At 62.2% G+C, this 25,373-nt stretch carries 25 protein-coding genes and 1 tRNA gene; 18 read left to right on the top strand and 8 right to left on the bottom strand.

Going from position 1 to position 25,373, the window contains the following annotated elements:
• Positions 1-491: 491 nt before the first annotated feature.
• The 4 genes from PSO31014_RS20320 to PSO31014_RS20305 all read left to right on the top strand — a co-directional run bounded on the left by PSO31014_RS20320 (position 492) and on the right by PSO31014_RS20305 (position 5,517).
• Entirely contained in the window at positions 492-1,694 is a 1,203-nt protein-coding gene (locus tag PSO31014_RS20320; protein WP_150553267.1) for a Fic family protein, read from the top strand.
• A gap of 1,728 nt (positions 1,695-3,422) precedes the next feature.
• Positions 3,423-4,223: a rolling circle replication-associated protein gene (locus PSO31014_RS20315; protein WP_174976598.1), complete on the top strand. Its 801-nt coding sequence runs from the start codon at positions 3,423-3,425 to the stop codon at positions 4,221-4,223.
• Positions 4,224-4,235: 12 nt separating this feature from the next.
• A complete protein-coding gene (locus tag PSO31014_RS20310; protein ID WP_150553266.1) occupies positions 4,236-4,481 on the top strand; it encodes a DUF4224 domain-containing protein in 246 nt (81 codons plus the stop codon).
• Positions 4,482-4,563: 82 nt separating this feature from the next.
• Complete coding sequence (locus PSO31014_RS20305) at positions 4,564-5,517, top strand: tyrosine-type recombinase/integrase (RefSeq protein WP_246176892.1); 954 nt, start codon at positions 4,564-4,566, stop codon at positions 5,515-5,517.
• A gap of 76 nt (positions 5,518-5,593) precedes the next feature.
• On the opposite strand, the gene PSO31014_RS20300 is transcribed toward PSO31014_RS20305, so the two are convergent.
• From PSO31014_RS20300 to acs, 4 genes are all read right to left on the bottom strand, one after another.
• Positions 5,594-5,684: transfer RNA gene (locus PSO31014_RS20300), tRNA-Ser, on the bottom strand.
• 87 nt (positions 5,685-5,771) lie between these two features.
• Positions 5,772-7,790 (bottom strand): sodium:solute symporter family protein, encoded by a 2,019-nt coding sequence (locus PSO31014_RS20295; protein ID WP_174976597.1) that lies wholly within the window; start codon positions 7,788-7,790, stop codon positions 5,772-5,774.
• Positions 7,787-8,284, bottom strand: coding sequence for a DUF4212 domain-containing protein (locus PSO31014_RS20290; protein ID WP_150553264.1), 498 nt, complete (start codon positions 8,282-8,284; stop codon positions 7,787-7,789). Before PSO31014_RS20290 ends, PSO31014_RS20295 begins: the two co-directional genes overlap by 4 nt.
• Positions 8,285-8,304: 20 nt before the next feature.
• Entirely contained in the window at positions 8,305-10,287 is a 1,983-nt protein-coding gene (acs, locus tag PSO31014_RS20285) for an acetate--CoA ligase (protein WP_150553263.1), read from the bottom strand.
• A gap of 302 nt (positions 10,288-10,589) precedes the next feature.
• On the opposite strand from acs, the gene PSO31014_RS20280 reads away from it, so the two are divergent.
• From PSO31014_RS20280 to hemP, 13 genes are all read left to right on the top strand, one after another.
• Complete coding sequence (locus tag PSO31014_RS20280; RefSeq protein ID WP_281349136.1) at positions 10,590-11,516, top strand: DMT family transporter; 927 nt, start codon at positions 10,590-10,592, stop codon at positions 11,514-11,516.
• A gap of 186 nt (positions 11,517-11,702) precedes the next feature.
• Positions 11,703-12,275: a TIGR00645 family protein gene (locus tag PSO31014_RS20275; RefSeq protein ID WP_150553262.1), complete on the top strand. Its 573-nt coding sequence runs from the start codon at positions 11,703-11,705 to the stop codon at positions 12,273-12,275.
• Between the two features lie 15 nt (positions 12,276-12,290).
• Positions 12,291-13,814 (top strand): fumarate hydratase, encoded by a 1,524-nt coding sequence (locus tag PSO31014_RS20270; protein WP_150553261.1) that lies wholly within the window; start codon positions 12,291-12,293, stop codon positions 13,812-13,814.
• A gap of 287 nt (positions 13,815-14,101) precedes the next feature.
• Positions 14,102-14,581: a bacterioferritin gene (bfr, locus tag PSO31014_RS20265; RefSeq protein ID WP_017233118.1), complete on the top strand. Its 480-nt coding sequence runs from the start codon at positions 14,102-14,104 to the stop codon at positions 14,579-14,581.
• A gap of 112 nt (positions 14,582-14,693) precedes the next feature.
• Positions 14,694-15,572: a glutamate racemase gene (gene murI, locus PSO31014_RS20260; protein ID WP_150553260.1), complete on the top strand. Its 879-nt coding sequence runs from the start codon at positions 14,694-14,696 to the stop codon at positions 15,570-15,572.
• A gap of 113 nt (positions 15,573-15,685) precedes the next feature.
• Positions 15,686-15,943 carry a (2Fe-2S)-binding protein gene (locus tag PSO31014_RS20255; protein WP_150553259.1) on the top strand — a complete coding sequence of 86 codons (258 nt, stop codon included), beginning with the start codon at positions 15,686-15,688 and terminating at the stop codon, positions 15,941-15,943.
• 433 nt (positions 15,944-16,376) lie between these two features.
• A complete protein-coding gene (locus PSO31014_RS22855; protein ID WP_150553258.1) occupies positions 16,377-17,081 on the top strand; it encodes an energy transducer TonB in 705 nt (234 codons plus the stop codon).
• Between the two features lie 39 nt (positions 17,082-17,120).
• The gene (locus tag PSO31014_RS20245; protein ID WP_017233114.1) at positions 17,121-17,858 is read left to right on the top strand and encodes a MotA/TolQ/ExbB proton channel family protein; all 738 of its coding nucleotides are present in this window, start codon (positions 17,121-17,123) and stop codon (positions 17,856-17,858) included.
• Positions 17,859-17,885: 27 nt separating this feature from the next.
• The gene (locus PSO31014_RS20240) at positions 17,886-18,311 is read left to right on the top strand and encodes an ExbD/TolR family protein (RefSeq protein WP_130025013.1); all 426 of its coding nucleotides are present in this window, start codon (positions 17,886-17,888) and stop codon (positions 18,309-18,311) included.
• 232 nt (positions 18,312-18,543) lie between these two features.
• The gene (locus PSO31014_RS20235) at positions 18,544-19,440 is read left to right on the top strand and encodes a pirin family protein (protein WP_150553257.1); all 897 of its coding nucleotides are present in this window, start codon (positions 18,544-18,546) and stop codon (positions 19,438-19,440) included.
• Between the two features lie 168 nt (positions 19,441-19,608).
• The gene (locus tag PSO31014_RS20230; RefSeq protein ID WP_017233111.1) at positions 19,609-20,019 is read left to right on the top strand and encodes an OsmC family protein; all 411 of its coding nucleotides are present in this window, start codon (positions 19,609-19,611) and stop codon (positions 20,017-20,019) included.
• A 66-nt stretch (positions 20,020-20,085) separates the two neighbouring features.
• Positions 20,086-20,556, top strand: coding sequence for an SRPBCC family protein (locus tag PSO31014_RS20225; protein ID WP_150553256.1), 471 nt, complete (start codon positions 20,086-20,088; stop codon positions 20,554-20,556).
• Between the two features lie 155 nt (positions 20,557-20,711).
• A complete protein-coding gene (gene hemP, locus PSO31014_RS20220; protein WP_150553255.1) occupies positions 20,712-20,948 on the top strand; it encodes a hemin uptake protein HemP in 237 nt (78 codons plus the stop codon).
• A gap of 413 nt (positions 20,949-21,361) precedes the next feature.
• On the opposite strand, the gene PSO31014_RS20215 is transcribed toward hemP, so the two are convergent.
• The 3 genes from PSO31014_RS20215 to PSO31014_RS20205 form a co-directional block, all read right to left on the bottom strand.
• Entirely contained in the window at positions 21,362-21,772 is a 411-nt protein-coding gene (locus tag PSO31014_RS20215; protein WP_150553254.1) for a GlcG/HbpS family heme-binding protein, read from the bottom strand.
• 119 nt (positions 21,773-21,891) lie between these two features.
• Positions 21,892-22,680, bottom strand: a complete 789-nt coding sequence (locus PSO31014_RS20210; RefSeq protein WP_150553253.1) for a YdcF family protein — start codon at positions 22,678-22,680, stop codon at positions 21,892-21,894.
• An 85-nt stretch (positions 22,681-22,765) separates the two neighbouring features.
• Entirely contained in the window at positions 22,766-23,254 is a 489-nt protein-coding gene (locus tag PSO31014_RS20205; RefSeq protein ID WP_150553252.1) for a Dps family protein, read from the bottom strand.
• A 242-nt stretch (positions 23,255-23,496) separates the two neighbouring features.
• Between PSO31014_RS20205 and PSO31014_RS20200 the strand changes: the two genes are divergently transcribed.
• Positions 23,497-24,198, top strand: coding sequence for a thiamine phosphate synthase (locus tag PSO31014_RS20200; RefSeq protein WP_246176891.1), 702 nt, complete (start codon positions 23,497-23,499; stop codon positions 24,196-24,198).
• Positions 24,199-24,374: 176 nt separating this feature from the next.
• Here PSO31014_RS20200 and PSO31014_RS20195 read toward each other — a convergent pair whose 3' ends face one another.
• A complete protein-coding gene (locus PSO31014_RS20195; protein WP_017233103.1) occupies positions 24,375-25,319 on the bottom strand; it encodes a LysR substrate-binding domain-containing protein in 945 nt (314 codons plus the stop codon).
• Positions 25,320-25,373: the final 54 nt, after the last annotated feature.

Below are 25,373 nucleotides of genomic sequence, written 5' to 3'. Positions count from 1 at the left end.
CCTTTACGCGGATCGATTCGTTCGACCGTCCGTGTAATTCTCAACTCGCCTTGAACACGGAAATTCTGACACCCCCCGCTGAGCTATCTCCATCGGCTCCTCGCCACTCGGATGTCCCTCCCTTTCAATCAACTGAGGGCCTCATTGATCAATGCCGTCGTGCATTGAGTGGCCTGCGAGCGCCTTAGCCTTCGTGAGTAGTTCGTCGTCAAGGGTGAGAGATGTGAGCATTCGACACCGCCAAGAACGTGGCACGAGTGACCGGGGCTAGCACGGCCTCGTGGGCTCGGGGGAGCAGCAGAACCGCCCAATAAACTCTACGAACAACCCTACATTTATCCACACACAAAAATAAAAAAAGCTATAATCCACAAATAGTTACGATATTTTTAACCCTCCAAAGAACCCTACATTTATCCCTCCAGACAACTGTACAAACCTGGGCGGATAGGTAAGCTCTTGCGGGGAAAACCAACGCAAAGAAAGGTCCCATGGTTACTGTCGTCTCGATCCAGCCCCTCTTCCCGGAAGACCGAGTGCTTGACGGTTCGCTCGAACTGGCGGCCTCTCTGTCCGAGAGAGCCCGCGAGTTACAGGCCGATGGGAAAGGCCCGGTCGCTGACGCCCTTGTTCCGCTCCTTCGGAACATGAACTCCTACTACACGAACAAGATCGAGGGGCAACACACCACTCCGGCCAAGATTCAGCAGGCTCTTGAGCAGCACTACTCGTTGGACACAGAAGAGCACAAGAAGCAGTTGATGGCCACGGCGCACATTCACGCCGAGGAGCAGTTGGAAAAGCAATGGAAAGACGTAAGCGCCGACGAAATGTTTAACACGGAGCGCGTGCGCACCATACACCGATTGTTCTTCGAAGCGCTGCCGGAAAAATTCCGACTCACGAACGAAGGCGACCTTATCCTACCTGGCGAATTCAGAGAGAAGGATGTCACCGTTGGCAAGCACATGGCGCCCCCGGTAGATCTCATACCCCAGCTAATGGAGGAATGGGGAAAGCGCTTCTCCCGCATCAAGGCCTCTGAGTACCAACTGATTGCGACGGCTTGCTCACATCATCGCCTCGCGTGGATCCACCCGTTCATCGACGGCAATGGTCGCGTCTGCCGCTTGCATTCGCATTTGACGCTACACGCATCAGGATTGACCGACGGCCTTTGGTCTCCGTTACGCGGATTTGCCCGTACCCACGACGAGTACTACGCTCGCCTCGCCGCAGCGGACATGTCTCGACGCAACGACCTGGACGGAAGAGGCAACCTGTCGCAAGAGGAGTTAGTCAAGTTCATCAATTACTTCCTCAACTGCTGTCTAGATCAGGTCAACTTCATGTTGAAGATGATGGAGTTCGGCGGATTTACGGCACGGCTGCGCGACTTGCTCTCCTACCTTGACGCAAACCCGTGGCAAATAGGTTCCGACAAATCAGTTATCAGACCCGAGAAGTCTGCACTGGCCCTCGAATTCATCGCTCGTACCCGACCGCTTTCGCGGGCGGAATTCGCACAGATCCTCGGAGAGAGCGATGCAACTGCGAGGCGCATTACTCGGAGCCTTTTGGATTTCGGGATTCTGCGTTCTGACTCACATCGAGATGATCTTGCCTTCGCTCTGCCGCTAAAGAGCTTGAGATTCTTGTTCCCGAAGCTCTGGCCCGAAGTGGACTCCGAGTAAACAACGCCGTCATTCGATAGATTCCGTTCCCGTTCGGGAACGAAATGCCGAAATTGCACCGCTTTAACGGCTTTCGTTCCCGAGCGGATACGAAACAGCGTCCCTAGATGCCGTTGAAGCAATCGCCCGCGTACATGTGAGTGGAGCCAAAGGCTCCGTTTTCGTGCAACGCATTGTTCAGACCTCCCCCGTCAACCAAGAAGAGTCCCGATTAGGACACCGGAATGTTCCGAATCGAAAAGAGTCACCTAGAATGGGACTCGGAACGCGTGGTGCCGATATTGTCGTGCCGCTAATCTTGTCCCCGTCGCGCCCCAAACGCGACCGGGTTTAGCGACCCGACGGGTGTTTTATCGGGCACACAGCCGCGACGTATGCGGCTTGCGTGTGCATGTAGCAATGCGTCTCCTGCCTCAACGGGCGGGCCTGGATTGGGACACCTTCGGGTGTGCCGCCAATCCGATACACCAGCGGTTCGCTAACCTAGTCCAGTGCCCGCCCACCCCTGCGCCATGCAGCGGGTGGCGGGGTTCGCAAATTGGCTAGATCAAGGTGCCCCGCATGACAGGTCGTCTTCCATCAGGTTTCCTAGTCCACGCTTCCGTGGATAGACTCAACACCCTCTCAGAACGCATCCTCGCTCTCCCGATGTGCTCGACCACAGACGCAGGCAAAGAGATCCCTCTCAGATTTCTGCTCGCGATCTTCGAAGAACTCGGCGAAATGGCCGGGGAACTGGTCAGCGAATGCCACAAGCTGAAATCAAGCCTTCTGGCCGCATAGCCTCAACCTTCGCATCCAACTCTGCCTCCGGCATGGCCCCCCGCATGTTTCGGCTGTTCTCATAGCATCGCGCTGCGCACGACGCGGTTCGCTGCTTCAATCTCAAGCCACGCCATTCGCCATGCAAGCCACCATCCTCCCCACTTCCACGCCAATCGGAATTTCCCTATATACGCTGATTTCGCGCGCTGCTCTAATAGCCGGACATTCCCGCCGCGTATACATGCGCGGCCTACGTTTGTACCGTTGTATTCAGTGCATAGAAATACGGGCTCGCACTGGCCCAAATTATTTCCGGCGACAAATGCCGGATTTACATCGGCGCTCAGATGCGTACGCTGGGGCAGTTTTACGAGAGCTCGGCCAATCCCTAATGCGGGCAGTAACCTTCGTCGTGCTGCGGCCATCATCCAAAAAATTTCCTATCTCACCCGGCAGGTAACACAGTCGTAGCCCAACCTCACCGTTGGTTCGTGCATTGACGTTTGTACTTCCGCTCACCGGTCGTCTTCAGGACGTCTAGCGTCGGGAGTGTCAGCGCCGTACCCGGAGAGAGGGTCGCGTATGCGTGCCTGCGGAGTCCGTGCGGTTATCGCGCGGCTCAGCGCGGCTCGCGTGACCGAGCAGCGGGTCTCACCTCGTGCGCTCGCCACAACCTCATACCTATGCATTCCGGCTTTCATGCCGAACCTTTCTGCGCTCGACGCTGCGATATCGCTCGTCTTGAACGTGATGGGTTACGGACAAAAAGTTGGGAAGCGCTGCGAGCGCCCGCCGCCCGCAGGGGCGAGGACGGCGGGCGCGCGAAGCGCGCCCTTAGACTTGTATTAATAACACTTAACGTACAAGTCATCGGAATCGCGGGCCAGATCAGGCACGACAAGAACACCAACCCCCGAGCGCTCAATGCAAGGGGCACCCTGATCAGAGAGATAGAGGTTTGCGATGAATGACGCCCCCTTAATGGATTACTCGCCGTTCCGCCGTGAGTGGATCGTCCGTAGACGCGTCTTCGAGGACGGCCAAGTGGAGGCCTCTGCCACGCGTTTTGACCGGTACATGAAGGCTCAAGCCCTTCATCTCGTGCCTAAGGCAAAGCGCGGCGAATCGAAGGACGAAGAGACGAGCATGCTGAGCGCAGCGAAACGCGCAAGGCAACAAGTGCGACTGCGCTGCAAGGCAATTGGCGCCGACCGCATGATCACGCTTACGTACCGAGAAAACGTGCTCGACAAAGAGAAGATCAAGCGCGATTTCGACTCGCTGCGACGCCTCCTGGGCCGTGTCCAGAGCTTCCAATACGTCGCTGTTCCTGAGCGACAGAAGCGAGGGGCATGGCATTTGCACATTGCCGTCAAAGGGCGGCAGAACTATCGCGTCCTGCGAGCGCTGTGGCTCCGTGTCGTCGGCGAGGGTAACGGCAACATTGACGTGCGCAACCCAAATCGCGAAGTTGGCCTTCGTCACAAGATCGCGACTTACATTGGGAAATACATCGTCAAGAATTTCGATGAGCACAAGCTCAATGAAAAGAGGTATTGGGCAAGTCGGGGGATCAAGGTTCCGGAAGCGGAGACTATTGCTCACTTTCTCGAAGACGGAGCTTTCGATGCAGTTGTTGCCGCGTACAACTCCGCAACTGAGACCGGCGTATCGCTCGAAGGTCACCAGTATTACTGGAATCAGGACGCGGGATATTTCTGGATGGCGACACGAGAGCGCCGCGAGTCCGACGGCAAGGCGTAAGGAGGTGCATCGATGAGAAATCTGACGTCGATGTTTCTCGAACCGGATGAGTTAGTAACGTTGACCGGACGCACTCAGAACCGCGCCCAGGCACGCGCACTGCGCATGATGGGCATTGAGCACCGCGTGAGGCCAAATGGCACGATTGTGGTGTTGAGCGAGCACGTTGCTCTGGTGCTTGGCGCGCAAACGGCTGTAGCAGCGCGTGGTGCCTCCATCGAGCCAGACTGGAGGGCGATGAATGCCGCGAAAGCGTGATGCCCGCCACAAGGGCTTACCGACGCGCTGGCGGCATGTCAGCGGCGCGTATTACTACCAAGTGCCTCCCGGCCTCGAATCGATGTGGGACGACAAGCAGACATTCCGGCTCGGATCGTCGCTTCCCGAGGCATATCGGGTGTGGTCGGATCGGCTTGCCGATCTGGAAAACGTGCGAACCATCGACAAGTTGCTTGAGCGCTATGCGCGAGAGGTTCTGCCCACCAAGGCGGTAACGACGCAGGCGCAAAACACGTCGGCGTTGAAATCGCTCAAGCCGGTTTTCGGTCGCATGCCGCTCAGCGGCATCAAGCCTCGGCACGTCTATCAGTACATCGATAAGCGCGAGGCGAAGGTGGCCGCGCGCCGTGAGGTCGAGGTGTTGTCGCACGCGCTGACGAAGGCTGTCGAGTGGGGCTATATCGACAGGCACCCGTTCAAAGGCGAGTTGCGCCTGGCTAGCATTCCGCCAAGGACTCGGTACGTCGAAGACTGGGAGATCGTCGAATGCTTCTCGCTAACGTCGAAGCGGAAGGCGGGCAGCGTCCTCGCGGTGCATGCCTACATCCGCGTCAAGCTGCTCACAGGATTGCGTCGCGGCGATCTGTTGCGGCTTCGTCTCGATGACCTGCACGAGGACGGGATCCACGTCATGCCAGCCAAAACGGCGAACAGCACTCGCAAGCGGTTGATCATCGAGTGGACGGACGCGTTGCGGGAGGCCGTCGAAGAAGCGAAGACCGTTAGGCCATCGCAAACATCCGAGTGGCTGTTCTGCACTCAACAAGGCGAGAGCTTTCTGAACGAGAGCACCGGCAGGGCCGGCTCATGGGACTCGATGTGGCAAGGATTTATGCGGCGGGTGCTGGCAGAGACAAAGGTCGAAGTTCGGTTCACGGAACATGATCTTCGTGCCAAGTGCGCCAGTGATGCCGAGACGCTTGAGCACGCTCAAACGCTTCTGGCGCATGCAGACAGTCGCCTGACCGCGAGGGTCTACCGCCGGAAGCCAGAGCGCGTCAAACCGCTGCGCTAGGGCGTCTGAATAGTAAACATCCGCCCTATAGTAAACGTACAAAGGGCTTCCACACGGGAAGCCCTTTGTTTATCTGTGGCGGAGAGACGGGGATTCGAACCCCGGATAGGCTATTAACCTATACACGCTTTCCAGGCGTGCGACTTAAACCGCTCATCCATCTCTCCTGAAGGTCGCAAATTATAGCAGATCATCGGCAACATCCCATACCCTTTCGCACGAACCCCACCAAAAAGTGCTTCCGCCCTGCATCCCTATGGGCGGCGAAGATGGTCCACCAGATGCCGGTCGCGCTCGCTCGGACGCCCACCCAGCAGGCTAAATACGATCGCCACCGCAAACCCCGCCGGCACCCCGAACGCCCCCGCTGAAATCGGATCCACCCCCCACCAGCGCGCCCCCACAAACCCCGTCAACCGTGTGAAGAACGGATACGTCGTCACGATGTAATACACACACACCAGCAACCCGCACACCATCCCCGCCGTCGCACCCAACCGCGTCGTGCGCTTCCAGAACACCCCCAGCACCAACGCCGGAAACAAACACGACGCCGCCAACGAAAACGCCGCCCCCACCAGGAACAAAATGTTCCCCAGATTCAGCGACGTCACATACGACGCAAACATCGCCACGCACAACAACAAGATCTTCGACGTCGTCACCCGCTTCTGGCTCGACGCATTGCGATCCACCATGTGAAAGTAGACGTCGTGCGACAACGCATTCGCAATCGTCAACAGTAACCCGTCCGCCGTCGACAACACCGCCGCCAACGCCCCCGCCGCCACCAGCCCCGAAATAACGTACGGTAGTCCCGCGATCTCCGGCCCCGCCAACACCAGCATGTCCGGCTGCATCCAGATCTCGCCCCACTGCACCACCCCGTCGCGATAGACATCCGAGATATCGAGCTGCACCGGCGTCGCATGCCGCCACTGCATCACCCACCCCGGCAGATTTTCATAACGCGCCCCGACCAGATGCAGCAGCACGTCGTACTTGAGCATCACCGCCAACGCCGGCGCACTCACATACAGGAGTGCCACGAAGAACAGCGTCCACCCCACGGAACTACGCGCGCCCTGCACCGTCGCCGTCGTGCCATACCGCGTCAAGATGTGCGGCAAGCTCGCCGTGCCGATCATCAGGCACACCATCAGCAACAGAAAGTTCAAGCGCTGCGCGTTGCGCGTAGCGTCGTCGTGCGCCGGGAACGGCTCGGTCATCGCGTGCTGCGGCTCGCTGCGCTCCACATACTGATTGCGCATCTCCAACCAACGGTTCTGCGCCTCGCCGACGTCGCGCGGGAACGCCTCCAGCTTCGCCTCCAGCACCTTCACGTCGCGCAATGGCCCGTTGCGACGCTTCGTATCCAGCAACTGCCGCTCCAGCTCCGCACGCTCACCATAAAAACTGTCCGGCAACCCGTCCAACCGGCGCTGCATCTGCTCCGCCTGCTCACGGTAGTAATCACGCACCTCGCGCTCAGGCACCGACTGCTGTACCTCGCGCTCCAGCGCCTCGACCTTGGCCAGTGCCGTGCCGTAGCTGAACTGCGGAAACCAACCGTTACCCGTCTGATGGCCGATCATCGCCGTCGGCACCAGAAACGCCGTGATCATGATGATGTACTGCGCCACCTGCGTCCACGTCACGGCGCGCATGCCCCCCAGGAACGAGCACACGAGAATGCCCGCCAGCCCAAAGAAAATGCCGATGGTGAATTCCACACCGATAAATCTCGACGCGATCAGTCCGACGCCCTGAATCTGCGCCACGAGATAGACGAATGAACACAGAATCGTCGAGAAGACCCCCAACGCCCGCACCACGTTGCTGTCGTAGCGCGTGCCAAGAAAGTCCGGCACCGTGTAGCGCCCCATCTTGCGCAAGTACGGCGCAAGCAGGAACGCCACCAGACAGTAACCGCCGGTCCATCCCATGACGTACGCCAGGCCGTCGTAGCCCGACACGTAAAGCGACCCCGCCAATCCCATGAACGACGCCGCGCTCATCCAGTCCGCCGCGCACGCCATGCCATTGAACACCGGCGGCACACGACGCCCCGCAACGTAGTACTCGGCAGCGTCCGACGTCCGGGAGATCAAGCCGATCACGGCATACACGGCAATCGTCACGAACAGGAACGCATAGCCGATCCACACGCCCGGGCCGTTGACCCGCTCGAGCAGACCCATCATCAACACGAACGCCAGGAAGCCCGCCGTGTAATACAGGTAGTAGCGCAACATCCTGCGCGTGAAACTCATCGGGAAGTCGGCGCCGACGCGGCGCGAGAGGGAGCGAGAGAGGAAGCGCTTCGCGATGCCGCAGACGCCGCTGCGTTGTTCATCCCGTCGCTATCCAGGCCGAGACTGTCGCGATGCGCATCGCGCAACGCATGCAGTTCACGATGGTAGCGCGCATCGTTGCGCCGCTGCAGCCACGCGTAGACGGCGATCAGGCCGATGTCGACCAGAATCGAACCCTGGGCGCCCATGTAGAACGGCAGCGGCCACCCGGCAAATCGCGTCTCGGCCCACTCGCGCGCCCAGAACTGCGGCACGAATGTCACCACGAAGCCGATCGCCATGAGCACGGCCACCCAACGCAATGTCCTGCGCCAGTGGCGCGCCGCAATGCCGGCGGCCGCCCCATGCCAGTCGACATCGGGCAGCGAGCCACCGGCAGCAGGCCCCGGCGGTCGGCTGACGCCCACCGGATCGGCCTTGCCGGCCGAGCCGGTCTGCGAGCGATTCACCATAGCCGCCCAGGCGCCCGTGCTTATTGCGCCTGCTTGAGCTGCTCCAGAATGGCCGGATTCTCAAGCGTAGACGTGTCCTGCGTAATCTCCTCTCCCTTGGCAATCACGCGCAGCAAACGGCGCATGATCTTGCCCGAGCGGGTCTTCGGCAGGTTGTCGCCAAAGCGGATGTCCTTCGGCTTGGCGATCGGCCCGATCTCCTTGCCCACCCAATTACGCAGTTCGATGGCCAGTTGCTTGGCTTCGTCGCCGGTCGGGCGCGAACGCTTGAGCACCACGAACGCCACGATAGCCTCGCCCGTGGTGTCGTCGGGGCGCCCCACGACCGCCGCTTCCGCCACGAGGGGATTGGCCACGAGCGCCGACTCGATTTCCATCGTGCCCATGCGGTGACCCGAGACATTCAGCACGTCGTCGATACGGCCCATGATCGTGAAGTAGCCGGACTTGGCGTCACGAATCGAGCCATCCCCCGCCAGATAGATCTTGCCGCCCAGCTCCGACGGGAAGTAGCTCGACTTGTATCGCTCCGGATCGCCCCAGATCGTGCGAATCATCGCCGGCCACGGACGCTTGATCACGAGCATGCCGCCCTGACCGTTGGGCACGTCCTGCCCGGTTTCGTCGACGATGGCGACCGCAACGCCCGGCAGACCCAACGTGCACGACCCCGGCACCAGCGGCGTGGCGCCCGGCAGCGGCGTAATCACGTGTCCGCCCGTCTCCGTCTGCCACCACGTGTCGACGATCGGACAACGCCCCCCGCCAACGTTTTCGTAGTACCACATCCACGCTTCCGGATTGATCGGCTCGCCGACCGACCCGAGAATGCGCAGCGACGACAGGTCGTACTGTTTCGGATGCACCGCCGGCGTCTGCTCGGCCGCCTTGATCAACGAACGGATCGCCGTCGGCGCGGTGTAGAACACCGTCACCTTGTGACGCCCGATCATCTCCCAGAACCGCCCCGCATTCGGATACGTGGGCACGCCTTCGAACACGATCTGCGTCGCCCCCACGGCCAACGGGCCGTAAGCAATGTACGTGTGACCAGTGATCCAGCCAATGTCGGCCGTGCACCAGAAAACGTCGTCGGGCTTGATGTCGAAGGTCCACTGCATGGTGAGCGATGCCCACAGCAGATAACCCCCGGTGCTGTGCTGCACGCCTTTCGGCTTGCCCGTCGAGCCCGACGTATAGAGGATGAAAAGCGGATGCTCCGCGCTGACCCACTCCGGTTCGCACTGATCCGATTGACCGGCAACGAGGTCCTGCAGCACTTCGTCACGCCCCGCGTGCATCGTCACATTGCCGCCCGTGCGACGGTAGACGATCACGGACTTCACATGGTCGCAGCCGCCCATCGCGAGCGCTTCGTCGACGATGGCCTTCAAGGGCAGCGCCTTGCCGCCCCGCATCTGCTCGTCGGCCGTGACGATCGCCACCGCCCCGGCGTCGATCACGCGCTCGTTGAGCGACTTGGCCGAGAACCCGCCGAAGACGACCGAATGCGTCGCGCCGATACGCGCGCACGCCTGCATGGCGACCACGCCTTCGATCGACATCGGCATATAGATGACCACGCGGTCGCCCTTCTTCACCCCCTTGGCCTTGAGCGCATTGGCGAAGCGGCTCACGCGCGCAAGCAGATCACGGTAGGTGACAGGCGTCACCGTACCGTCGTCGGCTTCGAAAAGTATGGCCGTCTTGTCGCCCAGACCCGCTTCGATCTGGCGATCCAGACAGTTATAGGAGGCGTTGATCTGACCGTCCGCGAACCACGTGTAGAACGGGGCATTGGTCTCGTCGAGGACTTGCGTGAACGGCTTGTGCCAGGCCAGATTCTCGCGCGCCTGGCGCGCCCAGAATCCCTCGTAATCCTTGTCGGCCTCGGCGCACAGCGCCTCGTAGGCGGGCATGCCGGAGATCTTCGCGTTGGCGACCAGCGCCTGCGGCGGCGCGAAGACGCGCTGCTCCTGCAATACCGATTCGATTGCTGCCATGAGATGTCCCCTCTTATAGATATGCAAAAATCATTGCAATCAAGCCAAAACAGATCGCTAACGCCACATTAAGACGAGCGACTTACTAACGCCTTACACTGGCCCAAGCGATGTCGTCGCGCCGCGCGCGGGACTCGCGCGAACGCGCTGCCGCATGGCGTCAGACTGTGGCGAATTCGCTACAATCCTACCCGCATCCCCCCTGACTCGCCACCCCGGACTCGCACGGAGCGCCCGTGAATTCGACATCTCCGTCCCAACCGCCCCCGCCTTCGCCCCCGACGACGTCGGCCTCCGACCGCCTGTTTGCGCGCTTTCCGAGTTTCGCCCTGGCCCTGGCGATGACCTTCGTGGGCGCCAACGTCGGCATCGGCAAGACCATGGTTGCCGTCATGCCGGTGGCCGCCTTCGCGCTGTGGCGCTTCGTGATCGCCATCGTCGCCCTCGCGCCCCGCTATCGGCCGTCAGCCATGCGGCGCGTCACGCGCCCCCAATGGCGCAATCTTTTCGTGCAAACGTTCTTCGGCACGTTTCTCTTCACCTTGCTCATGCTCTCGGGCGTACGGATGACGACGGCCACCGCCGCCGGGGTCATCACCGCGACGCTGCCGGCCTGTGTCGCCCTGCTGTCGTGGGGCGTGCTGCGCGAACGCCCGTCACGACGCACGTTGGTGAGCATTGGACTGGCGATTGCCGGAGTCGCCCTGCTCAACCTGTCGCGCGGCGACACGCACGGCGCCAGTGTCTCGGCGGGCGCCGGCAACGCCTGGCTGGGCAATGTGCTCGTACTCGGCGCCGTGGTCTGCGAAGCCATTTACGTGATCGTCTCGAAACGGCTCGCCGCCGAACTCTCCGCCATCGATATCTGCGCCTACACCCACCTGATCGGCGGCGCCATGATGCTCCCCTTCGGCGTGGCGAGCCTGATGGCGGTGAACTACGCAGCGCTGACGCCCGGGCATTGGGCGCTCATCGTCTGGTACGGTCTTGCCGCCAGTGTCTTCTCGTTTTTCCTGTGGATGCGCGGCATTCGGCACGTCAGCGCCCAACTCGCGGGGGTTTTCACCGCCATGGTGCCCGTGGCGGCGACCGCGTACGGCGTGATCTTCCTCGGCGAGCGGCTGGCCGCCGCCCAAGGCGCCGCGCTGGCCCTGACCGTCGCCGGGATCGTGCTCGCCGCGTTGCCGCGCGCCGGTTCACGCAAGACGCTATTACCCGCCCGGGATTGAATCGGACACAGCGCCTTCGGCCAGACGTTGTAAAATGCCCGCCAAGCCGAATGTCGCGACGCGATATCCGTAACCGGCAAGCCGGTCGCCGTATCGCCCGATGTCTTTCGATTTGATTTGCGTATCCAATAATTCCGGTCTGCCGCGGCAAGCGCTGGCCACTGTCACCACTTCGTCAAAACCGCCATGTCGACTCCCGGCCGCCCGTCCGACGCGCCGATGCGCCCCCTGCCCCGCATCATCTTCTTCAGCCGCTGGCTCCAACTGCCGCTGTATCTCGGGCTGATCGCCGCGCAAGGCGTCTACGTCTACAAGTTCCTGGCCGAACTCTGGCACCTGCTCTCGCACGCCACGACGTTCGACGAAACGCAGATCATGCTCGTCGTGCTCGGCCTGATCGACGTGGTGATGATCTCGAACCTGCTCATCATGGTCATCATCGGCGGCTACGAGACGTTCGTCTCGCGCCTCGGTGTCGAAGGCCATCCGGACGAGCCGGAGTGGCTCGATCATGTGAACGCCGGGGTGCTCAAGGTGAAGCTGTCGATGGCGCTCATCAGCATTTCGTCGATCCACCTGCTCAAGACCTTTATCGATGCCGCTCAGCAAACGCCCCACACGATCATGTGGCAGGTGATCATTCATTGTGTCTTCCTGCTTTCCGCCGTCGTCATGGCCGTCGTCAACAAGTTGACGAACGAGAGCCACGCCCCGGCGTACGCGACCCCGCAAGTCATTACCCCCACCCGTCCCCACTAAGTCGAGAGCCGTTTCATGTCTACCGTCATTAAAGAAGACGACGTCATTCAGAGCGTCGCCGGTGCCCTGCAGTACATCAGCTACTACCATCCGGACGATTACATCCAGGCACTGGGCCGGGCGTACGAGGCCGAGCAAAGCCCCGCCGCGCGCGACGCCATCGCTCAGATCCTGACCAACAGCCGCATGTGCGCCGAAGGCCGCCGCCCGCTGTGCCAGGACACTGGCATCGTGACCGTGTTCGTGAAGGTCGGCATGAACGTGCGCTGGGACGCCAAGCGCAACCTCACCGACATGATCAACGAAGGCGTGCGTCAGGCGTACATGCACCCGGACAACGTGCTGCGTGCCTCGATCGTGGCGCCGCCCGAAGCCGGCCGCAAGAACACGAAGGACAACACGCCCGCCGTCATCCACTACGAAATCGTGGAAGGCGACAAGGTCGACATCACGGTTGCAGCCAAGGGCGGCGGCTCGGAGAACAAGTCGAAGTTCGTGATGCTCAACCCGTCCGATTCGATCGTCGACTGGGTCGTGAAGACGGTGCCGACGATGGGCGCCGGCTGGTGCCCGCCGGGCATGCTCGGCATCGGGATCGGCGGCACGGCGGAAAAAGCCATGGTGCTCGCCAAGGAATCGCTCATGGACCCGATTGACATCCATGACGTGATCAAGCGCGGTCCGCAGAACTGGAACGAAGAGCTGCGTATCGAGTTGTTCGAGAAGGTCAACGCCCTCGGTATCGGCGCACAAGGCCTGGGCGGCCTGGCGACCGTGCTCGACGTGAAGATCCTCGACTACCCGACGCACGCGGCGTCCAAGCCGGTCGCCATGATCCCGAACTGCGCGGCCACGCGTCATGCGCACTTCACGCTGGACGGCTCGGGCCCGTCGTTCCTCGCCGCACCGTCGCTCGACGCATGGCCGAACGTGCACTGGGCACCGAATACCGAGACGAGCAAGCGCGTCGACCTGGACACGCTCACGCCGGAAGAAGTCGCCAGCTGGACGCCGGGCCAGACCCTGCTGCTCTCGGGCAAGATGCTCACCGGTCGCGACGCGGCACACAAGCGCATCGCCGACATGATCGGCCGCGGCGAGCCGCTGCCGGTGGACTTCAACGGCCGCGCGATTTACTACGTCGGCCCGGTCGATCCGGTGCGCGACGAAGTCGTCGGCCCGGCGGGCCCGACCACGTCCACTCGCATGGACAAGTTCACCGACATGATGCTGTCGAAGACGGGCCTCGCCGTCATGATCGGCAAATCGGAGCGCGGCCCGGCCGCCATCGAGGCGATCAAGAAGCACAAGGCTGCGTACCTGATGGCCGTTGGCGGTGCCGCTTATCTCGTGTCCAAGGCCATTCGTGCGGCGCGCGTGCTCGCGTTCGAAGACCTTGGCATGGAAGCGATCTACGAGTTCGACGTCAAGGACATGCCCGTGACGGTGGCCGTCGATTCGACCGGCGTCTCGGTCCACCAGACCGGTCCGAAGGAATGGCAAGCCAAGATCGGCAAGATCCCGGTCGCTGCCGAGTAATGCGCCGTAAGGCGACGTAGCGCGAAGTAGCGCGCCACAACGCGTCACCCGGTTGCCCCGGCCGCAGACAGCCGGGGCAGCGCCTGCTGGACCGAGCCCGGCCTTCGCCGGGCTTTTTTCGTCCGCTCGTCGCCGATCCGCGCCATGCCGATCTCACAAGAAGGAGCACGAATGGATCGCATTTCCATTTGCACCTTGGTTCACGAAAGGCCCGGCAAGGCTTGGCTTCCCAGCCTTTTCAGGCTACGCTTCAACCGCTCGCAAACCGAACAAGGCAGGGATTCCAAATGAAAGGCGACAAGAAAGTTCTCGAACTCCTCAACGCGCAGCTCACGAACGAGTTGACGGCGATCAACCAGTACTTTCTGCACGCCCGGATGTACAACCACTGGGGCCTCGCAAAGCTCGGCAAGCACGAGTACGACGAGTCCATCGGCGAGATGAAGCACGCCGACAAGCTGATCGAACGCATCTTCATGCTCGACGGCCTGCCCAACCTGCAAGATCTGCACAAGCTGCTCATCGGTGAGAACACGGAAGAAATCCTGAAGTGCGATCTGAAGCTCGAATACCTCTCGCAAAAGACTTGCAAGGAAGGGATCGCCCATTGCGAAAGCGTGAAGGACTTCGTCTCGCGCGAAATCTTCAACGAGATCCTGCACGACACCGAAGAGCACATCGATTGGTTGGAAACGCAAATCGAACTGATCGACAAGGTCGGTCTGCAGAACTATCAGCAGTCTGGCATGGCGTCGTTCGACGAATAAGGCCGTTCGCCGCAGCACGCGGACGCACCACGCATCGCCGCACCGATATCGGTTCGCAGGCTTTGCGCTAGAATTCCGGGGCCGGCCATTTGCCGGCCCTTTTTCGTTTGCCATGCCCTCCAACGCGCCCATTGGCGTTTTCGATTCCGGTCTCGGTGGCCTGTCGGTGCTTCAGGCCGTGCGCGCGCTGCTCCCGCAAGAGTCCCTGCTCTATGTGGCGGACTCCCGATTCGCTCCGTACGGCGAGCGCCCCGATGCGTTCATCGAACAACGCACACTGGCGATCGGCCGGTGGCTGCGCGAGCGCGGTGCCAAGGCACTCGTCGTCGCCTGCAACACCGCGACGGCGCACGGCGTGGCGGCGCTTCGCGCCGATGCCTCGTGGCCGGTTGTCGGCGTCGAGCCCGGCATCAAACCCGCAGCGGCAGTGTCGAAGCGCGGTGTGATCGGGGTCCTCGCTACCGCGGCCACGCTGCGCAGCGCCCGGTTCGCCGATCTGCTCGCGCGTCACACCGCACAAGGCCAACGCTTCCTTTGCCAACCGGGCCACGGGCTCGTCGAGCGCATCGAGGCCGGCGATGTCGACTCAGCTGACGTCATGGCACTGCTCGAACGATACGTGGAACCGATGGTGTCGCAAGGCGCCGACACGCTCGTGCTCGGCTGCACCCACTACCCCTTCCTGATGCCGGCCATCCAGCGACGCTTCGGCACGACGCTCTCCCTTATCGACACCGGTGCGGCCATCGCCCGGCAGCTTCAGCGGCGTCTCGAATCCGATGCCCTGATCGCCCCTCGTCTGCCCGACACCCGTGGTGACCTCCAATTGTTCGCCACCGCGAACGCGAGCGCGCTGCAGACGATGGCCGATCGGCTACTGCCCAACGCGCCACGCGTTCAGACCATCGAGATCGCCGACATTGCCGAGATCACGTCGGATGGCCCGGCCAGTCTCGATCCGCCTCCAAACCTTCCCATCATCTCCGCCTGAACCCGCGACTGCAAACCCCTGCTCGCGCAATGGAATAGGTCGACGACACTTGCAAAACATCATCACTTGAATAATAATTATTCTCATTAGTGTTACATTTTGACGTTTTCATCATGATCGTCTGCGTCTGCAAATCCGTCTCCGAACGCCAGATCAAGGCCTGCATCGACGCCGGTGCCACCTCGATGGAAGATCTTCAGATCGACCTCGGCGTTGCGCTGTGCTGCGGCAAGTGCGGCCCTTATGTTCAGGAAATGGTGTCCGGTGCGTCGCCGTGCTGCGGTCGCTCGTGCGGTGGTGGCTGCCAGTCGGCCCAAGTGACGACCCCCTCGGACATCGTGGTCGTGCGGGAACTGGCGCTGGCCGCCTGAGACGGCTCGCACCGTCACGCCCTCCCCCGATTGCCCTACGGCATCGGCATCGACTTTGCCGAGTGTTCTGCCTGGCTTTTTTTGATCCGCCTCTGCGGCCAAGTGTCGCATCGGCAACAGCGCCAGCCAACGGCGGCCTATGCGACGATTCGCAAGTGCCGCCCAGCGCCAGCCAGCGACTTCTCACCCACCGGAGGTGTCAAATGGAACTCCTGATTGGCTTTGTGTCGACGCTATGCTTGTCGTTTTTCCTGTTTCGAAAGTGAGTTCGCGCACGGCGCTCGATTCGTGGCGTCGCTGTGTTCGCCGACCGCGCCGCTTGGCGCGGTTTTCCTTTCATCGTACGTCCCGGCCTATCCCGGACGCCGAGTCGTCGCGCATCGCGCGGCGCTCACCGTTCATCGCCGCAATTTAGCGTACCCTAGCCGTTACCATGTCGACCGTGCTCCCTTCTGGCCTCACGCTCATGCCGAGCCGCGATCCGCTGATGTCGCCGCGTGCCGTCGCAATCGCGGCAGCGATCGTCGTCGCCCACATTGCCGCCCTGGTGGGTTTGTCGCACCTGCGCACTGCCCCGGAGCCGGCCACGATTGTGCCGACGGTCTTCACCGCCACCATCGTTCCGCCCCAACCGAGACCTGCGCCGCCGCAGGCATCCCCCCCCAAGCCCGCGCCCGAACCTCCGAAGCCGAAGGTCGCACCGCTGCCGCCCAAGCCTCGCGTATCGGCGCCCAATGCCATCGCGCAAAAGGCCGAGCCGGTGGCGCCGCCGCAACCAAGTGCCGAACCGGTGAAAGACACGGCACCCGTCGCGCCAGCGGCACCGCCCGCACCGGCACAGGCCGTCGCGCCGCCGGGCCGCGTCGAAGGGCTGAAACTCGAATGCCCGGATCCGCCGCTGATCTATCCGACGCAGTCACGCCGGCTCGGTGAGGAGGGCATCGCGACGGTAAGGATGGTCATCAACGTGCAAGGCCGAGTGGCGGAGGCAAACATCGTCAAGTCGAGTGGTTATCCGAGACTCGATAAAGCCGCCATCGAATCGGCCTACAAGATGCGCTGCGCCGCGCCAATGAAAGACGGACGCGCGGTGGAGACCACGGCGACGAAGCCTTTCAGATTCAACATCGACAATTAACGCAACCCTTCACGAATGGGATCTCCCGAGGAAAGCAAAATGCAAGAGTATGGTTTGAGCCACGTCTGGGCGCAGGGCGATTTCGTTACCCGAGCCATCGCAATCGTGTTGTTGGTGATGTCGGTGCTGTCGTGGACGGTCATCCTCATCAAGGGCACCCAGGTCTTCCGCCTGAGCCGCCTGACGCGCACCGCCGAGCCGGATTTCTGGCACTCGGAGAATTTCTCCGCCGGTCTGCAGAAGCTGGGCGAATCCGGGCAGAACAACCCGTTCCTCGCACTGGCCCTCGCCGGCCAGGACGCCGCCGAGCATCACCGCCAGAGTCAGCCGCACCTGCACGACAAGATGGACGTGAGCGACTGGATCACGCGCGCCCTGAAGAACTCGGTGGACGACACGGTGTCGCGCCTGCAAAGCGGCCTGGCCATGCTGGCGTCGATCGGCTCGACAGCACCGTTCGTCGGTCTGTTCGGCACGGTGTGGGGCATCTATCACGCGCTGCTGGCCATCGGTGCGTCGGGTCAGACGACGATCGACAAAGTGGCCGGCCCGGTGGGCGAGGCGCTCATCATGACCGCCTTCGGTCTGTTCGTCGCCATTCCGGCCGTGCTCGGCTTCAACGCCCTGACGCGCGCCAACAAGGGCATCGTGTCGAAGCTCAACCGTTTTGCCCACAGCCTGCACGCCTACTTCCTGACCGGCGCCAGCCTGCACCCGACACAGTTCGCGACCAACGTCTCGCCGGTGCGCAAGTCCACCCCGGCCAGCGCCAGCTAAACCGCCGCGCCAGACAAGGAATTCGCCATGGCTATGGGTTCATACAGCAGCGACGACGGTGCCGACGACGCCATGATGAGCGAGATCAACATGACGCCGCTCGTCGACGTCATGCTGGTACTGCTGATCATCTTCATCGTGACGCTGCCGGTCCTCAATCAATCGGTCAAGCTCGACCTGCCGCAGGCAAGCAGCCAGCCGGAAGACACCAAGCCGGCCAAGATCGATCTCTCGATCCAGGCCGACGGCACCGTTTTCTGGGACAAGCAGGTCGTCGACGAGACCGCGCTCAAGGCGCGTCTGGCGCAGGCCGCCGAAGCGCAGCCGCAGCCGGAACTGCACCTGTTCGCCGACAAGAACGTGCGCTACGAGAGCGTCGCCAAAGTGCTGTCGCAAGCGCAGACGGCCGGCATCACCAAACTCGGCTTCGTGACCGCACCCGACACGAAATAGGTTCGACGCCTTCACGAATCGCGCAAGCGCGGTGCTCGTCACCGCGCTTTTTTTCGCCGATCGAATTCGCAAACGACGTCGTGCGGCCACGTTTGGTCTGCATTGTTCCAATCGGGTAACAATCCTTCCTGCGTTACGGGCTACTCCCGGGGTCATGCGCCCCGATATAGTTTGGGCACGACATTGGACGCACAACGCCACCTCGGCGTGCGCCCCCACAGGAGGTTTCCCCATGAGCACCCCGTCCGCCCGCCCGATCGCCCGGGTCTTCACGGCAGCGCAAACGCAGGAAGGCGCCGGTTTTCACGTCAATCGCCCGTTCCCCACGCGCATGATGGCGGACTTCGATCCGTTCCTCCTGCTCGACGAAATGGGGCCAATGCAAGTCGCCCCCGGCGACGCCAAGGGCGCGCCCGATCACCCGCACCGCGGCTTCGAGACCGTGACGTACTTGCTTGCCGGCGAGATGGAGCATCGCGACTCACAAGGCCACGCGGGCAAGCTCACGCCGGGCGACGTGCAGTGGATGACGGCCGGTGCGGGCGTCATCCACTCCGAAATGCCCTCGCAGGCCTTTCAGCAGCGTGGCGGCGAGATGCACGGCTTCCAGCTCTGGGTGAACCTGCCGCGCACGGACAAGATGATGACGCCGCGCTACCAGGAACTCCCGGCGGCCGGCATCCCGAGCGCGACCAGCGAAGACGGCAAAGTGTCGGTGCGCGTGATTGCGGGCGAGGCGCTTGGCACGCGCGCCGCCATCGAAACGCGGACGCCGATTCTGTACCAGCACTTCACGCTGCAATCGCAGGGGGTGCTCGATCATTCGGTGCCCACGGACTTCAACGTGTTCGCCTATGTGATCGACGGCGAAGGGCAATTCGGCGACGACGCCACTGTGGCCAAGACGCATCAGATGGTCGTATTCGGCGACGCCGGCGAGCGCATTGCCGTGCGCAACGTTAGCGACAAGCCGATGTCGTTCCTGCTGATCGGCGGCAAGCCGCTGGGTGAGCCAGTGGCCCGCTACGGCCCGTTCGTGATGAACACGGAGGGCGAGATTCGTCAGGCGATTCTCGACTTCCAGGCAGGCCGCATGGGACGGATTCCGGCCTCGAGCACCACAGACTGAGGCGGCGGCGTCGGGGAGATCCCTGCCGTTCGTACCGGCCCGGTGAATTTGGGTCACAATGGCACGCAGAGTGCGCTGTGGCTCAACGTCTTCACCGGGCCGTTCATCATCTCTCGATACGTTCCATGACGTTCACCACAACGTTCATTTGCCCCCACAGGAGCTGCCATGGCTGCAGAAGCGATAGTCACCGCCCATTTGGGCGCCGCAGGTTTTACCACACCGCTCTCGGACGGCAAGCATGAATGGCTGGCCGACGAGCCCGCGGCGCTCGGCGGCGGCGACCTCGGCCCCGCCCCGGCGGCGTTGCTGCTCTCCAGTCTCGGCGCCTGCACCTCGATCACGTTGCAGATGTATGCGAGGCGCAAGGAATGGCCACTCAAGGAAGTGACCGTGACGCTCGCAATGAATCCGGACGGCAAACCGCCCGTCGGGACCACCCAAATCACGCGCAAAATCGAACTGGCCGGAGATTTGTCGGAGGAGCAGCGTCAGCGCCTCTTGGAAATCGCGAATGCGTGCCCAATTCACAAGGTGTTATCGGGCACCATTGCCATCGACAGTCTGTTGGTCGAGTAATATTCGGCGCGACGCCAGCATGCTGTCACTGCATGCCGGCCCGCACCGATGGACGGGGAGACTTTCTTGCAGTACGAACACCTGATCGAGGTCAACGACCTCCTGAATCCGCTGGCCTTCGCGTTGACGCGCAATCAACTGTGGCGCGGTCTCGTGCTGCGCGCCGAGCAACCGGAAACTTTCGTGCTCGGACTCGACAAGTGCATCGTGCACGAACGCACCGACGACTCGCTGACCCGCGAGCTGCGTTTCGGTGAGGCGGTAGTGCACGACCGGGTCGTCTTCGAGGCCCATCAGTCGGTGCGCTACGAGACGGCGGCCACCGATCAGCACGCAGGTGGCACCCTCACCATGCGTATCGAAGAACCGACGCCGACGCATTACTTCGTGCGCTTCATCTACAGCACCACACTGCAGGAAGACGCCGCCACGGCAGACACACGCTATAGCGAGTTCGTGAAGTCCGCTTATCGTGAGGCCGACATCGACACCGTCGGGCAGATCCGGGCGCTCGCCGAACAAGGCGCGCTTGGCTAAGCGGTCATCGACAAGCCATTCGCCGGACGTGGCGTGCCACCGTCCGGTGAATCCTCGATTAGGCACACCCTATTCTGAAACTACGGCGATAGCCATATTTCAATATAAATAGTAATGATTCTCATTTAATATTTGTCTCACAGTCAGCCATACGGATGAGCGAGATGACCGCAAGCCACACCCCTGCCCGCCCGACCCCGCCCGCCATGGAACCGCGCCGCACGTTGTCGGCGTCACGTGCGCAAACGGCAAAATCGGCCAGCCACACCACGGGCCGCGCGCTCACGAGCGATCACCTGCTGCAAGGCACGCAATGCGTGAATATCCTGCACAACGGACAGACGTATCAGTTGCGCGCCACGCGATACGGCAAGTTGATCCTGACGAAATAAGGCGCGCAATCCGTCACGAATTTTGGCGGTGGCACGACCACGACCGTGCCGCCCCCGTTACCGAGTTTTGTGGGGACCACCTCGCCTAAGAGGTGTTTGGCAGTAGCCAGCGAACGCAACGCAATCCCATGTAGTTACGGCAAGCCCCTCTCTACCTGCGTTGCGCGCCAGCCAAGCCACTTTTTTTGTCCATCCACACGCGTTTCATGAGTGTTCTCCTCGTGGCCCATCCTGCCAAGCCTCAGGGGGTGGCCATCCGGCCTGACAAGCCTTTGACCCGTCCGCGAGGGCGGGTTTTTCTTTGGTGCCGTCGAAAAAAAAGCATCGCCGAACCCATCGACGATGCTTTTTGTCCCTACGTTCCTACGGAACCCGGCGAGCGCGCGGGGGCGCTTATACCCGCCTATACGCGCTTATGCGCGCTTGACGACCGCCGCAATCCCTGCCCGCGCAATCTGGGCATCCTGCGTCGACTTCACTCCGGACACACCGACGGCGCCAATCACGTTGCCGTCGACCACGATAGGCACGCCGCCTTCGAGCATCGCGGTGTTCGGTGCGCTCAGGAACGCAAAGCGGCCGCCATTGATCATCTCCTCGAACGCGCCGCTTTCACGACGGCCGACCGCGGAGGTCTGCGCCTTGCCCAGCGACATCATGGCCGTGCTGGGCGCCGCACCGTCCATACGATACAGCGACAGCGCGTGACCGCCGTCGTCGACGATCGTGATGCACACGTTCCAGCCGTTCGCGGTGGCTTCGGCCACGGCGGCGGCGTTGATCTTCTGCACGTCTTCAACGCTCAGGACAGCTTTCGTCTTCATACGTCTCTCTCGTTTGAGGTTGGCAATTCACGGAGCCCGCACCCATGCGTGACTCCGGTTCGTTCATCGTCCCGCCTGCGATGCCGGTGCTTCGTGACGTCTCAACGGGGATGGAAAGCTCAATGTCCCACGGCTAGGGCCATCCATTCGCGCAGCGCCTGATGCGTGGTGCGCAAGCCACCGACGGTGGGCCACCAGCCGGGAATAACATCCGGTTCGAACGCGTTCGCATTGCAGCACGGTGCGGGTACCACCGTAAGTCCAGCACGTTCGAACTGGTCGCGAGCCCGGCGCATATGCCAGGCGCTCGTGACCAGATAAACGCGCGACACGCCGACGTTCGCCAGCATACGCGCGCTGAAAGTGGCGTTTTGCGCCGTATTCAACGATTGTCCTTCGATCCAGCGCACCGGGATACCGAATTCTTCGGTCGCGACTTGCGCCATCATGCGCGCCTCGACCACGTCACCAGTCGGACTGCCGCCCGAGACGAGCACCGGCAATTGTGTACGGCGAGCGAGCAGCGCACCATACCGCACGCGGGCCAACGTGGGGGCCTTCAGATCGGAATCGCGTTCCCGCCCGAATTCTGGCGCGTGACGGGTCGCCCCGCCACCAAGGATCACCACCGCCTGCGGCAGCGTCGCTGCCGCCCCCGGCGCCCCGCGCGCGGCATCGAGCGACTTGAGATCGATTGGGGTTCCGGCCTCCAGCGGACGGGCCAGTTGGCGGGCAAACCAAGGCATCGCCTGCACCCATAGCGCAAGTATCGCAACCACCGCCAGCGTTTTGCCTGCGCGCGGACAGCGCCGCCAGATGGCGAGGGCGCAGCCCGCTAGCAGCAGTACGTTGACCGGCGGCAGGAACAGGCTGACGAGAAGGGTGCGGGCAAGCCAATCGAGGGACATCCGGCCAGTGTACTGGACTGCACCGCCGTGCGCACCCTTTCTCTATGACATTTCCCGTTCGATAGCGGGGGCTGACGTTACGCGCTCAGGCCAGCAGGCTGCGCAGCATCCATGCGTTCTTTTCGTGCAGTTGCATGCGTTGCGTGAGCAGGTCGGCGGTCGGCTCGTCGGAGGCGGCGTCGACCGTCGGGAAAATGCCGCGCGCGGTGCGCGTCACCGCTTCCTGCCCGTCGACCAATTGGCGAATCATCTCTTCGGCAGCCGGCACACCGTCGGCTTCGGGAATCGACGACAGCTTCGCAAACTCCTTGTAGGTCCCCGGCGCCGGGTAACCCAGCGCGCGAATGCGCTCGGCAATCAGGTCGACGGCCAGGGCGAGTTCGTTGTACTGACCTTCGAACATCAGATGCAGCGTGTTGAACATCGGACCGGTCACATTCCAATGGAAGTTGTGCGTCTTCAGGTAAAGCGTGTAGGTGTCGGCCAGCAGATGGCTCAATCCTTCCACGATACGCTTGCGATCCTTCTCGCTGATGCCGATGTTCACGCTAGCCACATTGTTTTTCTTTGCCATGTTCCGACTCCGTTGGTTATGGTGCCCCCCGTCGTACTGCGGGGGACAGCTGGACTGAAATGAAAATGCCGGCGCAGGCCGACGAATCCCGGCTTCGGCAGGCATCGATCCAGTCTATCGGGATCGTGTGACGATACCCGGCACGTCTGGGTGTGATGCCTCTCACCCGCCGATGTTCCGCGCGAGCGCTCTCCGTACTTTCCTCGAGACGTGCGCGCCGGCATTCCGGTTACACTGCGCGCATGTCCGCAGACCCCGCAGATTCCGCCTACCGCCTGTCGATGCCCGACCGCCCGGCCGAGCACGACAAAGTGGACCGTGCCACGCCTCCCGCGCAAACGCCTCTGCCGCGCCAACTCCTGGTGACGCCCGATATCGCGTCGCGCACACAGATCGCCGGGTTCGCGTCACAACTCGCTCAAGCGCTCGCCCGCGGCATCCGTCTGGTACAGCTTCGCAATCGTTCGCTCGATGCCGACAGCTACCGGGCCTTGGCAGAGAGCGCCCTGGCATTGACCCATGCGGCAGGTGCGCAACTTATCCTCAACCCGCCGCAAAGCGTTGCGGATCTCTGGCTCGACGCACCGAACGGCGTGCATGCCAGCACCGTCCCGCAGGCAGACGGCTGGCACCTGACGAGCGCACGACTCATGGTCTGCGATGTTCGTCCCGCCGGCTGGAAGCGCGTCAGCGCCGCCTGTCACAACGCTGCACAGGTCGAACGCGCCACGCGTCTGCGCCTCGACTTCATCACGCTCTCGCCCGTGCTCGTCACCGCGACGCATCCGGACGCCAAGCCGCTTGGCTGGCCCGCGTTCTCCGCGCTCGCCGCGCAAACGTCGCTGCCGGTGTTCGCTCTCGGCGGCATGCGGGACGACGCCTTGTCGAGCGCGCGCCACGCCGGGGCCTACGGCATTGCCGCCATACGCGCCTTCTGGCCGTAGTCGACGCGCTCGGTCACGGCTTGCCGGGTTTCTGGGCCCTCCAGATTAATTCGCATTATGAAAACGGTCGAGTTAATCGTTTTTATGCGTTCGATAGCTAAAAACCATACGCCGCAGCACCAAGCTACGGCGTATTGCGCCTTCAAGCGGTAATGGAACGGGTGGGCCCCGGCGTATCAGTTCGACGTTGCCGGCAGATCGAGGGGAATCACGCCCGGCAGATGGCATCGGGCGATGGCTTGCGCCACGGCGTCGATGGCAGGCAGCCGCGTGAAGCTCTTGCGCCACGCCAGCACGACGCGACGGTCAGGCACCGGCGCCGAGAACGGCACATAGCGCAGCAGACTGTCGGGCGCCTGCGTCTCGGGCACCGACGTCTTCGGCAGCACGGTGATGCCTACGCCGCTCGCGACCATATGGCGAATGGTCTCCAGCGAGGAGCCTTCGAACGTCTTCTGGATACCGTCGGCATTCTGCGAGAAGCGCATCAGCTCCGGACACACGCCCAGGACGTGATCGCGGAAACAATGCCCGCTGCCCAGCAGCAGCATCGTCTCCTGCTTGAGATCGCCCGCGTCGATATGTTCACGCTCAGACCACGGATGCGAACGCGGCAGCGCCACGACGAACGGCTCGTCGTAAAGCGGGCGCACCATCAGGCCGCTCTCAGGGAACGGCAACGCCATGACCGCCGCATCGATTTCGCCCTGCTTGAGCAACTCGATGAGCTTGAGCGTGTAGTTCTCCTGCAGCATGAGCGGCATCTGCGGGGTGGTCTCGATCATCTGTTTGACGAGGGACGGCAGCAGATACGGTCCGATCGTGTAGATCACGCCCAGGCGCAGCGGCCCGGCAAGCGGATCGCGCCCCTGCTTGGCGATTTCCTTGATGGCGATCGTCTGCTCAAGCACTCGCTGCGCCTGGGCAACGATCTGCTCGCCGAGCGGCGTCACGCTCACTTCGGCGGCGCCACGCTCGAAAATCTGTACGTTCAGCTCGTCTTCGAGCTTCTTGATGGCCACCGAGAGCGTCGGCTGGCTGACGAAACAGGCTTCCGCTGCGCGACCGAAATGGCGTTCGCGCGCCACCGCCACGATGTACTTGAGTTCCGTGAGGGTCATGTCGTCCTAACCTGTGTAAATTAATCGAATCACCGCAATCGATAGATTTTGTTT

This window comes from Pandoraea soli (genome assembly GCF_902459595.1).
Lineage (GTDB): Bacteria > Pseudomonadota > Gammaproteobacteria > Burkholderiales > Burkholderiaceae > Pandoraea > Pandoraea cepalis.
This window is presented reverse-complemented; position numbering and strand designations above follow the sequence as displayed.

Excerpts from the sequence above, each read along its gene's own strand:
- PSO31014_RS20320 (WP_150553267.1), top strand. The coding sequence starts at position 492 with ATGGTTACTGTCGTCTCGATCCAGCCCCTCTTCCCGGAAGACCGAGTG.
- PSO31014_RS20315 (WP_174976598.1), top strand. The coding sequence starts at position 3,423 with ATGAATGACGCCCCCTTAATGGATTACTCGCCGTTCCGCCGTGAGTGG.
- PSO31014_RS20310 (WP_150553266.1), top strand. The coding sequence starts at position 4,236 with ATGAGAAATCTGACGTCGATGTTTCTCGAACCGGATGAGTTAGTAACG.
- PSO31014_RS20305 (WP_246176892.1), top strand. The coding sequence starts at position 4,564 with ATGTGGGACGACAAGCAGACATTCCGGCTCGGATCGTCGCTTCCCGAG.
- PSO31014_RS20295 (WP_174976597.1), bottom strand. The coding sequence starts at position 7,790 with ATGAGTTTCACGCGCAGGATGTTGCGCTACTACCTGTATTACACGGCG.
- PSO31014_RS20290 (WP_150553264.1), bottom strand. The coding sequence starts at position 8,284 with ATGGTGAATCGCTCGCAGACCGGCTCGGCCGGCAAGGCCGATCCGGTG.
- acs (WP_150553263.1), bottom strand. The coding sequence starts at position 10,287 with ATGGCAGCAATCGAATCGGTATTGCAGGAGCAGCGCGTCTTCGCGCCG.
- PSO31014_RS20275 (WP_150553262.1), top strand. The coding sequence starts at position 11,703 with ATGTCGACTCCCGGCCGCCCGTCCGACGCGCCGATGCGCCCCCTGCCC.
- PSO31014_RS20270 (WP_150553261.1), top strand. The coding sequence starts at position 12,291 with ATGTCTACCGTCATTAAAGAAGACGACGTCATTCAGAGCGTCGCCGGT.
- bfr (WP_017233118.1), top strand. The coding sequence starts at position 14,102 with ATGAAAGGCGACAAGAAAGTTCTCGAACTCCTCAACGCGCAGCTCACG.
- murI (WP_150553260.1), top strand. The coding sequence starts at position 14,694 with ATGCCCTCCAACGCGCCCATTGGCGTTTTCGATTCCGGTCTCGGTGGC.
- PSO31014_RS20255 (WP_150553259.1), top strand. The coding sequence starts at position 15,686 with ATGATCGTCTGCGTCTGCAAATCCGTCTCCGAACGCCAGATCAAGGCC.
- PSO31014_RS22855 (WP_150553258.1), top strand. The coding sequence starts at position 16,377 with ATGTCGACCGTGCTCCCTTCTGGCCTCACGCTCATGCCGAGCCGCGAT.
- PSO31014_RS20245 (WP_017233114.1), top strand. The coding sequence starts at position 17,121 with ATGCAAGAGTATGGTTTGAGCCACGTCTGGGCGCAGGGCGATTTCGTT.
- PSO31014_RS20240 (WP_130025013.1), top strand. The coding sequence starts at position 17,886 with ATGGCTATGGGTTCATACAGCAGCGACGACGGTGCCGACGACGCCATG.
- PSO31014_RS20235 (WP_150553257.1), top strand. The coding sequence starts at position 18,544 with ATGAGCACCCCGTCCGCCCGCCCGATCGCCCGGGTCTTCACGGCAGCG.
- PSO31014_RS20230 (WP_017233111.1), top strand. The coding sequence starts at position 19,609 with ATGGCTGCAGAAGCGATAGTCACCGCCCATTTGGGCGCCGCAGGTTTT.
- hemP (WP_150553255.1), top strand. The coding sequence starts at position 20,712 with ATGAGCGAGATGACCGCAAGCCACACCCCTGCCCGCCCGACCCCGCCC.
- PSO31014_RS20215 (WP_150553254.1), bottom strand. The coding sequence starts at position 21,772 with ATGAAGACGAAAGCTGTCCTGAGCGTTGAAGACGTGCAGAAGATCAAC.
- PSO31014_RS20210 (WP_150553253.1), bottom strand. The coding sequence starts at position 22,680 with ATGTCCCTCGATTGGCTTGCCCGCACCCTTCTCGTCAGCCTGTTCCTG.
- PSO31014_RS20205 (WP_150553252.1), bottom strand. The coding sequence starts at position 23,254 with ATGGCAAAGAAAAACAATGTGGCTAGCGTGAACATCGGCATCAGCGAG.
- PSO31014_RS20200 (WP_246176891.1), top strand. The coding sequence starts at position 23,497 with ATGTCCGCAGACCCCGCAGATTCCGCCTACCGCCTGTCGATGCCCGAC.
- PSO31014_RS20195 (WP_017233103.1), bottom strand. The coding sequence starts at position 25,319 with ATGACCCTCACGGAACTCAAGTACATCGTGGCGGTGGCGCGCGAACGC.